We start from the raw sequence: 11,628 nt of genomic DNA on the forward strand, positions 1-11,628 counted from the left end.
GTGTTCCCCGGCCGGAGATCAGAGCCTTAACAGCGCAGAGCTGTCCGGCCAGTAGTCACGACAGCACTGGATCCATGCCCGGGTGCTGCTTGAAATGTAGTTACCTTCCCGCCAGACCAGGCCCAGTGTCCAGGTCAGTTCCGACTCCAGAGGCAGCCAGAGCAACGATGCCGGGTCGAGTCGATCACAAATAGGTTCCGGCAGGATGGCTACGCCCATCCCGGCCTGCACCATCGTCGCCAGAAAATCCCATTGCCCGCTCTGGATGGCAATATCCGGCGTCAGCCCCTGACGCTGGAACGATTTACTGATTTGACGGTTAAGCGAAAACTCTTCGTTGAATACCAGCAGCGGGTAGCGGGCCACCTCTTCCAGCGTCAGTCGCTCGCGCGCCAGCCACTCCTCGGTGCGCGGAACCAGTACACATAACCGGTGTTCTAACAGAGGCAGAACCTGCAGAGGGAATTCATTTTCTGCCGGCAGCGCGGTCATGGCAATATCCAGCCGTCCCTGCAGTACGGCTTGTTGTGCCGCCAGCCCGCCGAATTCGGAAATTTTAAGTTCCACCCCCGGGTAACGCTTATGGAAGGCAGAAATAGAGCCGACAATCTGCATACCGACCATCGGCGGAATACCCAGCCTGAGCTCACCGGTTTTTAACTGATTGATATCGCCAATTTCGGCTTCCAGCTGGCGGAACTCCTGCAGTATGGTTAGCCCGCGCTGGTAAACCGCTTTACCGCTATCGGTCAGGTAGAGTTTACGTCCCTCCCTTAAAAGCAGGGTGCATCCCAGTTCTTCTTCCAGCTGACGCAGCATCTTACTGATGGTCGGCTGAGTGACATATAACTTCTCTGCCGCACGGGTAAAACTCTGCTGACGGACCACTTCAGTAAAGTAGCGAATCGCCTTTACATCCATAAGTATTCCTAAATGGCATGGTTAAGATAATTTTAGTTCATTTTATTCACCCGGTGACCAGGTTGTATACTTCCTGTATCAATTATTCATGAGGAGTTCACCATGCTTGCAGCCCTTCGTTCACAGCGGCTGACAAAATTACCCCATTTGTTGCAGTTGCCTGTGCAGGTACTGATTTATATTGGTCTGTTCTTATTTTCTGAACAATTGGTGGTCTGGCTACATATTCCCCTGCCGGCGAATATCGTAGGCATGGTACTTCTGCTGTTTCTTATTGTGAGCCGCATCCTGCCGCTGAAATGGGTAAAAGCAGGGTCAAACTGGCTACTGGCCGAAATGTTACTGTTTTTTATCCCTGCCGTGGTGGCCGTGATTAACTACGGTCCGTTGTTACGTCAGGACGGTGTGCGTATCTGCCTGGTGATCGCTATCAGTACCATGCTGGTACTGGCGGCGACTTCGCTGGTGGTACAACGTATCTACCAGTATGAAATCGCCCGTGCAGAGCGTAAGCTGGCTCGTCATGAGTGATTTTATCGTAAGCGTTCTCTGTTTTGTGCTGACGTTACTGGTCTATTACGTGAACAAGCGGCTCTATACCCGCTGGCGTACTCTGATCCTGATGCCGCTGGTGATGACTCCGATGGTACTGGTGGTGATGTTGCTCATTACACATATTACCTGGAAAGATTATATCGCCGACAGCCACTGGCTGATCTGGTTACTGGGTCCCGCCACACTGGCGTTTGCGGTGCCGGTGTATGAGAACATGGCGATTATCAAACGTCACTGGATGTCACTGACCGCGGGGGTGATCACGGCAACCCTGGTCGCCGTCTGTACTTCTGTCTGGCTGGCACGGTTATTTACCCTGCCGGTGGAAATCCAGCGGAGCCTGGCGGTACGCTCAATTACCACGCCTTTCGCGTTGGCGGCCGCCAAGCCGGTGGGAGGACAGCCGGATCTGGTCGCACTGTTTGTGGTGCTGACCGGGGTGTTTGGTATGGCAATGGGGGATTTTCTGTTTCTGCGTATTGCGATCAAACAGGGGATGGCGAAAGGTGCCGGCCTGGGGGCCGCATCACACGGTGCCGGTACGGCCAGAGCTTATCAGATAGGCCCTCAGGAAGGCGTGGTCTCCAGTCTGGTGATGATGCTGGCGGGGGTGGTTACGGTACTGGCTGCACCGATCATTGGTCATGTGATGTGGACGTTAAAAAGCTAAGGCATTTCAGAATATGACGAAAGTTACTTCCGTTAACTTATAAACCTGTTGCCGGTAGTTTTCCTTGCTGTTCAAATACTCGCGTAGCACGTCTTTTAATTTTTCGGGAGTAATATAATGAAAAAAACAATCCTGGCCCTCGGGCTGGCCGGTCTGGTGACCAGTGGTATGGCACAAGCCGTCGAAGGAAGTGTGGATGTCGGAGAGCACAGTACTAACCTGAGTGTGGGGCTTGGCAGCCAGTCTCCGGGACTGTTCCTGAAAGGAAACTGGTTACGCAGTAATGATGATGGCAGCGTCAGTGGTGCCACATTAGGTTATAACCTGTCTGTGGGTCCGTTTAACGTCTCTCCGGCCGCGAAAGCACTGTATACCCATCCGTCAGATGGTAAAGATGGCTTCACCGTTGCTGTCGGCTCCGGTGTCAGCTATCAGCTGAACAGCATGTGGGGCGTGTACGGTGAATATTACTACGCACCAAAATCATTCTCTGACCACCTGGAACGTTACCAGCAAGCCGGTGGCGGAATCAGCTTCAGCCCGATTTCTCTGGTGAGCTTACGTGCCGGGTATCAGTATGTGGGTCTGAAGAACACCAACAATAATAAGGATAACGTACTGGTCGACGGTCCTTATATCAGCGCTTCCGTCAGCTTCTGATGAATGTCCCGCGGAAAGCTATTCCGCGGGATGTGCGCAGGGACGCCACTGGCGTCCCCGCAGTCAGCCCTTTCTGGGCATGTTAATCGTCTGTTGTTCTTCCAGTAATCTCTCAACGACCCCCGGGTCTGCCAGTGTCGAGGTATCGCCCAGTCCTGAGGTTTCTCCGGCCGCAATCTTACGCAGGATCCTGCGCATAATTTTCCCTGACCGGGTTTTCGGTAACATCTCTGCCCAATGTAAAACGTCCGGAGTCGCTATCGGGCCGATTTCTTTACGCACCCAATGGCGGACTTCGGTATAGAGTTCCGGTGTCGGTTCCTCGCCGGCATTGAGCGTTACATACGCATAGATGGCCTGGCCCTTAATGGCATGAGGAATGCCGACGACCGCGGCTTCGGCAATTTTAGGATGTGACACCAGGGCGGACTCGATCTCAGCAGTGCCCAGACGGTGCCCGGAAACATTTAAGACATCATCCACCCGGCCGGTGATCCAGTAGTCTCCGTCGGCATCACGGCGTGCACCGTCGCCACTGAAGTAACAGTTTCTGAACGTCGAGAAATAGGTTTGTTCAAAGCGTGCGTGGTCCCCGAACAGGGTCCGGGCCTGACCCGGCCAGGAATCGGTGATCACCAGGTTCCCTTCACAGGCCCCTTCCAGCGTTATACCGTCGTTGTCCAGTAAGGCGGGCTGCACCCCAAAAAACGGACGTGTCGCCGACCCGGCTTTCAGTTCGGTAGCCCCCGGCAGCGGGGTAATCATTAAGCCGCCGGTTTCTGTCTGCCACCAGGTGTCGACAATCGGGCAATGGCTGTTGCCGATGGTGCGGTAATACCATTCCCAGGCTTCCGGGTTAATCGGTTCACCGACGGAGCCCAGAATGCGCAGACTGTCACGCCGGGTACCGGCAATGGCGCTGTCCCCTTCAGCCATCAGCGCACGGATTGCCGTGGGGGCCGTGTAGAGGATGGACACCTGGTGTTTGTCGACCACCTGTGCCATCCGGGCCGGTGTCGGCCAGTTAGGGACACCTTCAAAAATAAGGGTGGTCGCGCCACAGGCCAGCGGGCCATAGACCAGATAGCTGTGTCCGGTGATCCAGCCGACATCTGCGGTACACCAGTAGATATCTTCAGGATGATAATCAAAGACATATTTGAAGGTGGTTGCGGCGTAGACCAGGTATCCGCCGGTCGTATGCAGTACGCCTTTAGGCTTACCTGTGGACCCCGAGGTGTAGAGGATGAAGAGCGGGTCTTCCGCATTGACCGGCACCGGTGTGTGTTCTGTACCTGCAGAGGCCATCAGCTCATGCCACCAGAGGTCACGGCCGTCCTGCCATTCGCCAGGTGTTCCGGTGCGTCTGAAGACAACGACCTTTTCGGCGCTGGTGACCGTCGGGTTCTTCAGGGCTTCGTCGACATTTTTCTTCAGCGGAATAGGGCGTCCGGCCCGGAGACCTTCGTCGGCAGTGATGACGATTTTGGCGGCGCAGTCTGTAATACGACCGGCCACGGCATCCGGCGAAAAACCGCCAAAAATAACAGTATGAACGGCACCGATACGGGCGCAGGCCAGCATCGCGATGGCGGCTTCCGGGACCATCGGCATATAAATGGCGACCACATCGCCTTTTTTCACGTTCAGCGCCGTCAGCATATTTGCTGCGCGGCAGACCTGCTCATGCAGCTGACGGTAAGTCAGTTGCTGGCTCTGGCTGGCATCGTCGCCTTCCCAGAGGATAGCGATTTTGTCGGGATGAGTGGCCAGATGACGGTCAATGCAGTTAGCCGCAAGATTGAGTGTCCCGTCTTCGTACCAACGGATGCGTATATCACCGGGGACAAACGAAGTATTTTTTACTGTCTGATAAGGCGTGATCCAGTCGAGGATTTTTCCCTGCTGGCCCCAAAAAATATCCGGTTGTTCCACGGACTGCTGATACATCTCAGTATATTGCCCGGCGTTAATCAGCGCATTTTCAGCAATTCCCGGCGGGATGGGGTGTTTATAATTGTGGCTCATAGCAGGTTTCCACGTTTATTTGTTGGTTTTATGTTTATACAATGTTATTTAAAAGATGTTAAAAGAATGTATTGCATTTGAGTGACTGATCACGCAGAGGAGAAAAGTCATATTATCAGGCGGTAAATCCCTAAACTGTAAATTAACGATTGAAAGTAACAGTTATTAGCCGTTCCCGGGAATCACTCTGTAAATCTATAAGATTTATGAATTTTATTGTTAAGATGTCTGGCCGCTGAGACGGGAATACGTAGTCTGTTATCCCTTTTCATAACAGATACTTATATCAATCCGCGGGATCCTGAATGGCCTGTCCGTGTTAAGTTATCTTTTTACAGACTTCGGAATAAGGTTGCCAGAACCGGGGTGAAAATGGTACTTATCTCAATCTTATGCAGGGTGTTATGAGTTTTTTTCCTCGGAGAAGATCTGTTTTACCCGGTGTTTGTTCACTTCCCTGAGTAGTTTTTTGCTGAAAAGCGAAAAGGAAGTCTGACTAAGGAATTAAAAATGAAAAAAGGCAAAAAGGTTAGTCTTGCCTGGCAAATACTGATTGCGCTGATTTTAGGTATTGTAGCGGGTACCGTTTTGCATAATCAGCCTGAACACCGTGACTGGTTAATCCTCAATATCCTGAAACCGGCCGGTGATATATTTATTCATCTGATTAAGATGATTGTTGTGCCGATCGTGATCTCTTCGCTGATTATTGGTATTGCCGGGGTCGGTGATGCTAAAAAGCTGGGCCGGATCGGCGTCAAAACTATCCTCTATTTTGAGATAATCACCACGATCGCCATTATCCTGGGGATTACGCTGGCGAATGTGTTCCATCCGGGAGCGGGCATTGATATGTCCACGCTGACCACTACGGATATCTCTAAATACGAGGCGACCACGCAACAGGTAGAGAGTGGCCCGCACAGTCTGGTCAGTACTATCTTATCCATTATCCCGCAGAACATTTTTGTATCGCTGGTGAATGGCGATATGCTGGCCATTATTTTCTTCTCTGTACTGTTTGGTATGGGGCTGTCTGCGCTGCCTGCGGAACAACGTGATCCGCTGGTCTCCGTGTTCCGTGGTGTCTCAGAAACCATGTTCAAAGTGACGCATATGATCATGCGTTATGCACCGATCGGTGTGTTTGCCCTGATCACCGTCACGCTGGCGAACTTTGGTTTTGCCTCTCTGCTTCCGCTGGCGAAACTGGTCGGTCTGGTGTATGCGGCGATTTTACTGTTCGCCTTCGTGGTACTGGGGATTGTCGCCAGAATTTGCGGGCTGCGTATTATCACCATTATGCGCATCCTGAAAGATGAACTGATCCTCGCCTACTCAACCTCCAGTTCAGAGACCGTCTTGCCACGGATCATGGAAAAGATGGAGGCCTATGGTGCGCCGAAGTCAATTACCAGCTTTGTGGTACCGACAGGGTATTCCTTTAACCTCGATGGTTCGACGCTGTATCAGAGTATTGCCGCCATCTTTATCGCGCAGTTGTACGGTATCGACTTATCGCTGACCAGCGAAATTGTCCTGGTCCTGACATTGATGGTGACCTCGAAAGGGATTGCCGGTGTGCCAGGCGTCTCCTTTGTGGTGCTGCTGGCGACTCTGGGCAGTGTCGGTATCCCGCTCGAGGGGCTGGCCTTTATTGCCGGGGTTGACCGTATTATGGATATGGCTCGTACCGCACTCAATGTCGTGGGGAATGCGCTGGCCGTCTTAGTCATTTCCCGCTGGGAAGGGCAGTTCGATACGGCGAAAGCCTTAGCCTATGAGCAAAAAATGAAGACGCATCAGCTGGCTAACGACTAAGTACGATGTGTTGACCCTGCTCTCTGCCCGGCGCTGCCGGTGCAGAGAGCCGCTTTTCTGAATTTCCCCCGCGTTGATCTCCCTGCTGAACGGCACTTTTCCCTCTGCGATGCATGTTTTATGATGCGGGCTGTCCTGATCTCATTCCGGAGTCATTATGACCCTCAACCTGAACGCCCTGATTACGGAAGGTCGTAATCCTGCCAGTGAAAATATTGACCAGCTATCGACCGAAGAGATGCTGGCCGTGATCAACCGGGAAGATAAAAAAGTCGCACTGGCCGTGGAGGCCATATTGCCGCAGATTGCCCGGGCCGTTGATGCCATTACACAGGCATTCTCCCGTGGGGGACGGTTAATTTACTGCGGTGCCGGGACGTCAGGCCGGTTAGGTATTCTTGATGCAAGTGAGTGCCCGCCAACTTTCGGGACCCCGCACGAACAGGTGGTGGGACTGATTGCGGGCGGGAAAACCGCTATCCTGAAAGCGGTAGAGAATGCGGAAGATAACGACGGGCAGGGTCGCGCAGATTTAGAAGCTATCCGTTTTACTGCCAGTGATATTCTGGTGGGTATCGCCGCCAGCGGCAGAACACCTTATGTTCTCGGGGCCATGGCGTATGCGACCGGCTGCGGCGCGACAACCGTGGCATTGAGCTGTAATCCTGACAGCGAGATGGCAGCGCGGGCAGATATCGCTCTGACGCCGGTGGTGGGGCCGGAAGTCGTTACCGGCTCGTCACGAATGAAAGCCGGCACGGCACAGAAGCTGGTCCTGAATATGCTGACCACCGGCGCGATGATCCGCAGGGGAAAGGTATTCGGTAACCTGATGGTGGATGTCGAGGCGACAAATGCCAAACTGGTCAGACGGCAGGTCAACATTGTCATGCAGGCCACTGATTGCAGCGAATCAGAAGCGAAGCAGGCACTCACTGACTGTCATGGTCATTGCAAAACCGCCATCCTGATGATCCTCGCCGGTCTGACAGCAGCGCAGGCGGCAGAGCTGCTGGTAACTCATCAGGGATTTATACGCCCCGCACTGATGGCGGCGACAGGAAAACAGTGAGATTCCCCGCCACACTGAAGGCGGCGGCCGGAAAATAGTGAGATTCCCCGCCGCACTGATGGCGGCGACAGGAAAACACTGAGATTCCCCGCCACACTGAAGGCGGCGGCCGGAAAATAGTGAGATTCCCCGCCGCACTGATGGCGACGGCAGGAAAACACAGAGATTTACCCCCACACTTACCGGCAAAAGGAACTGACGGTAAGTGACTATTCACTTTCACCTCTTATTACTTGTCATATCCTGAGGGTCTCCGGCTGCCGGATAAAAAGCTGTTCATTTTAAATGTAAATGATTATTCTTATCATAAAGAAAATCATTTATTCTATCGGCCGCGCAAAGGGCAGTATCCGCATAAGCCGGGAATACGCCGTTCATTACTCTGGAGATACTTACAACATGATGACTCATCAGACGTTTTTCCGTCCTCTGGTGCTGGTGGCAGCACTGTTTTCAGCGGGCAGCTTTGCTTCTCAACCGGCATCAACCCTGCATCAGCCGGTCGGAAAAGGACTCTATGAACTGGTCTATAACCAGACAGGTAATTCGCTCTACGTTTCAGGTGCTCAGGGACGTGACGAACAGGGCGGCGTAGTCTACCGGCTTGACCCGCAGGATTTAAAAACGACCCAAACTCTGAAAAGCCCGTATAAACCTTTTGGTATGGCACTGGATGCACGCACCGGCATCCTCTACCTCGGTAACAGCCGCGAAAGCTCTCTGACCTCCATCGATACCCGAAGTGGCGAGCAACTGAAACACCTGGTGCTGGATAGCCGTCAGCGCAGCGAAACGGTCAGACCGCTGCAGATCCGTGAAATCGCGATTGATCCGGAGAATGACCGTCTTTATATCCCGGGCGTGGGGGCGGACAGTGTGGTCTGGGTGGTTGATGCGAAGAACCTGACACTGCTGAATACCATTGAACATACCGGAAAACTGGGGGCAGGTGTGGCTCTGGACAGTGCCCATCATACGCTCTACATCTCTAATGGTGACGGGGAACTGGTCGTGATTAACACGACGACTCAGCGTATTGAAAAGAAAGTGAAGCTCGTGGAAAAGGGCGACAGTGCGCTGCTGAACATTGCGTCAGATCCGGTGGGACATCGTCTGTTTATTTCTGATTATAAGCAACCCGGGGTGCTGGTGGTGGATACCCGTACCGATAAAGTGATCAATAAAATTAATGTCCCGGAATCACTGTCTGTTCTGTATAACCCGCAGCGTCATCAGCTGTATGTGACTCACCGTCAGGCCGGGACGGTCAGTATTATCAATACCCAAAATTACCAGTTGGAACAGACCGTGAAAGCCCCGGGACTGCCTAACAGTCTGGCGCTGTCCGCCGACGGCAAGAGCGTTTTTGTCACCGTGAAACAGCCGGCTTCCCGTGAGAAACCGGCAACGGCCCCGGATGAAGTGATGCGCATTACGCTGTAATCGCCTGAACAGGGGGCGGGTCCCCCTGTTTTTCCTCTCAGGATGCCGCCCCCTCCCCGAACAACACCGACAGTTTCCCGCCTTTCTCACTCAGCTTATCGAGTTTTTTCACATTAACTTTATCCAGCTTACCCAACTGACCGAGCGTCGGTGAGTCCGGGGAGGCTGTCGTGTGTTCCGATCCGCTGGCATTCACCAATGCATTGGCGGCCCGGGCAAGGGAGGCGGCATAACCGGCTTTGGTTTTCAGCGCACCTAAGGTCACCGGCTGATGATGGCGTAGCCAGTCACCTAAGTAAAATTCCAGGAACGGCGGGGCATTCTCCGGTTTCTTATACGCGACAGCACGGAGAAAATAGACCACGGAGCGGTAAGTATCGTCCGCCATAAATTTCATGCCAACCTGTGCCGGTAAATCCGCGGGCTTAACAGGCTTTCCTGCCGGATCGTTCAGCCAGGCCTGGTTATGCTGTTCCATCCATTGCCAGAAGGCCGCCATATCCGGTAGCTGACTGAGATCGTTGGTGATTCGGACACTGAAGGTAAAGTTCTGATCACCTGCAATATCACGGAAAATACTGATCGTATGATGCCCGTCGGTCAGATAGATCTGATGATCCGGGGCAATAACCGCACTCTTCACCGCATCCGGGTGAGTGCCATACGGCGACTGGCAGGTGAAACTGTCGGGGCGGATGATCGCCGAGTGAGCGTTGTATTGACTGACGCGGCCTGCCCCATTGTTCTCACAAAACTCAGTAAATAATCTGCCAGGGTCGGCTTTATCAACGGCAATTTTATAATGTATTTCATCATAACCGACGGCGGGCTGGGTAGGATGGATCTCATTAACCGGAAGTTGTTTTATCGTGTTCCCGGCCGCCATGCTTTGTACGGACAGGACGCTGGTCAGCAGTCCTGACAGACAGACGAAGATGACTCGATTCATTCGGAGGTCCTCAGTAAAAACGCAGGATGATAAACGGGTAACCGCCGGGGAATATCAGCGGTATGAAAGCATTACTCTTTCCACTCTCTCGTGGCCTGGCCGGCCGCCGGGATTATGACACTTTACTGAGCAGGTTTTTATGATGATATGGCGAAATGTGCGCGATACGACGTTAACCGCGTCTCCGTCCCCCGGGGGTAACGGAGACGCGGCCTGCCGTTATTCTGCGGCGTCCTGCATCATTTCATCATGCGGTTTGTTCTGCAGGATCTGTTCAAAACTCCGCAGACGTTTATAGATAGACATCAGCTCTACCAGCGTTGACCAGGAATTGATCAGATACTGGAATGAAGATCGCACCTGGTCAAAGACATTAGAAACCTGGTTCATGATCCCGAGCGTTATGGTCCCGGCAACAATGGACGGGAACAGCACAAACAGCCCGAATACATTATCGACCTGCAGATACAGAATACGGGTGATATTAAAATACAGGTAATGGAAGTAGAGCCGGAAGTAATTGTAGCGGACCTGGCTGAACAGCTCATGGACGGTTGGCGGCGTCGCCCGGTCGGCATGGTCTTCCCCGTAGACCAGTTCTTTACGATAGGCCGCTTCCACCCGCTGGTTACGGAATTCCAGCCCCGGTAATTTAATCCCCACCACAGCCAGTAAACCGGTGCCGAACAGCGACCACAGCAGGGCAATGATGACCAGTGCATACGGGATATTGCCAAGGAACGGGATATCTTTGACGTAGTGTGACAGACCCACCAGCACCGGCAGGAAGGCGATAAGCGTCATAATGGCCTGGATAAAGCTGACGCCCCAGCTTTCAAGTGTGCTTGCAAAACGCATGGTATCTTCCTGCACACGCTGAGCGGCACCTTCGACCTGGCGCAGATGCTGCCAGTTAGCAATGTAATAGTTGTTCATTGCGGTACGCCAGCGAAACACCCAGTGACTGATAAAGAAGGAGTTCATCACGCCGATCACCACCGCCACCAGGGCGATCCCCAGGAAGGCAATCACCTGATCATAAAACACGGTAATCGGCACCGAGCCTGCCTTGGTCAGTGCTTTCTGGATCAAATCACCGAAAGGGCCATACCAGGCATTGATAGCCACACCGACCTGAACGCCAAACCAGGTTGAAAAGATGATCAGTGCCGAGCCCCAGACTGACCAGAGCTGCCAGGGGTGGTTATCAATAGCGCGCCAGACCAGGGCAAAGAGTGCAGTGGCTATCCAGAAATAGAGATAGAACCAGACCTGGCTGAGATGCACGAAGCGAAAAACGGTATTCGGGAGCGGGCTGGCCGCTACCTTCGCCAGCGCGGGGAAATGCATTAGCGCAGTTTCACCGAACAGGAACCAGCAGACGATGGTGATCAGACTCCAGATAGCTGCACTGGTGAAAAAGGGACCCGGTCGGGGAAAGAAACATTTAAACATAACCACTCCATTATTAGTCTCATCCTGTTATAGCGCGAAACCCTGTTAACTGTC

The 11,628-nt window shown here is 53.0% G+C and carries 10 protein-coding genes; 6 read left to right on the forward strand and 4 right to left on the reverse strand.

The features are described from left to right. Positions 1-18: 18 nt before the first annotated feature. Complete coding sequence (locus JK223_RS10285) at positions 19-921, reverse strand: LysR family transcriptional regulator (RefSeq protein WP_212714099.1); 903 nt, start codon at positions 919-921, stop codon at positions 19-21. Between the two features lie 102 nt (positions 922-1,023). Between JK223_RS10285 and JK223_RS10290 the strand changes: the two genes are divergently transcribed. The 3 genes from JK223_RS10290 to JK223_RS10300 all read left to right on the forward strand — a co-directional run bounded on the left by JK223_RS10290 (position 1,024) and on the right by JK223_RS10300 (position 2,806). Next, positions 1,024-1,452 carry a CidA/LrgA family protein gene (locus JK223_RS10290; RefSeq protein WP_212714100.1) on the forward strand — a complete coding sequence of 143 codons (429 nt, stop codon included), beginning with the start codon at positions 1,024-1,026 and terminating at the stop codon, positions 1,450-1,452. Further along, positions 1,445-2,146 (forward strand): LrgB family protein, encoded by a 702-nt coding sequence (locus tag JK223_RS10295; RefSeq protein WP_212714101.1) that lies wholly within the window; start codon positions 1,445-1,447, stop codon positions 2,144-2,146. Before JK223_RS10290 ends, JK223_RS10295 begins: the two co-directional genes overlap by 8 nt. Before the next feature lie 117 nt (positions 2,147-2,263). Continuing rightward, positions 2,264-2,806: a YfaZ family outer membrane protein gene (locus tag JK223_RS10300; protein ID WP_212714102.1), complete on the forward strand. Its 543-nt coding sequence runs from the start codon at positions 2,264-2,266 to the stop codon at positions 2,804-2,806. Positions 2,807-2,869: 63 nt separating this feature from the next. Here the strand turns inward: JK223_RS10300 and acs are convergent, their stop codons facing one another. Next, positions 2,870-4,834, reverse strand: a complete 1,965-nt coding sequence (gene acs, locus JK223_RS10305; RefSeq protein ID WP_212714103.1) for an acetate--CoA ligase — start codon at positions 4,832-4,834, stop codon at positions 2,870-2,872. Positions 4,835-5,344: 510 nt separating this feature from the next. Here acs and gltP point away from each other — a divergent pair. The 3 genes from gltP (at position 5,345) to JK223_RS10320 (ending at position 9,170) form a co-directional block, all read left to right on the forward strand. Next, on the forward strand, positions 5,345-6,655 hold the full coding sequence (gene gltP, locus JK223_RS10310) for a glutamate/aspartate:proton symporter GltP (RefSeq protein ID WP_212714104.1): 1,311 nt from the start codon (positions 5,345-5,347) through the stop codon (positions 6,653-6,655). Positions 6,656-6,812: 157 nt separating this feature from the next. After that, complete coding sequence (gene murQ / locus JK223_RS10315) at positions 6,813-7,727, forward strand: N-acetylmuramic acid 6-phosphate etherase (RefSeq protein WP_212714105.1); 915 nt, start codon at positions 6,813-6,815, stop codon at positions 7,725-7,727. A 399-nt stretch (positions 7,728-8,126) separates the two neighbouring features. Then, complete coding sequence (locus tag JK223_RS10320) at positions 8,127-9,170, forward strand: YncE family protein (protein WP_212714106.1); 1,044 nt, start codon at positions 8,127-8,129, stop codon at positions 9,168-9,170. 37 nt (positions 9,171-9,207) lie between these two features. Here the strand turns inward: JK223_RS10320 and JK223_RS10325 are convergent, their stop codons facing one another. Beyond that, entirely contained in the window at positions 9,208-10,119 is a 912-nt protein-coding gene (locus tag JK223_RS10325; protein WP_212714107.1) for a ParB/Srx family N-terminal domain-containing protein, read from the reverse strand. 219 nt (positions 10,120-10,338) lie between these two features. Further along, complete coding sequence (gene sbmA, locus JK223_RS10330) at positions 10,339-11,574, reverse strand: peptide antibiotic transporter SbmA (RefSeq protein WP_212714108.1); 1,236 nt, start codon at positions 11,572-11,574, stop codon at positions 10,339-10,341. Positions 11,575-11,628 lie beyond the last annotated feature (54 nt).

The organism is Tatumella sp. JGM118 (assembly GCF_018257515.1).
Taxonomy (GTDB): Bacteria; Pseudomonadota; Gammaproteobacteria; order Enterobacterales; family Enterobacteriaceae; genus Tatumella; species Tatumella terrea.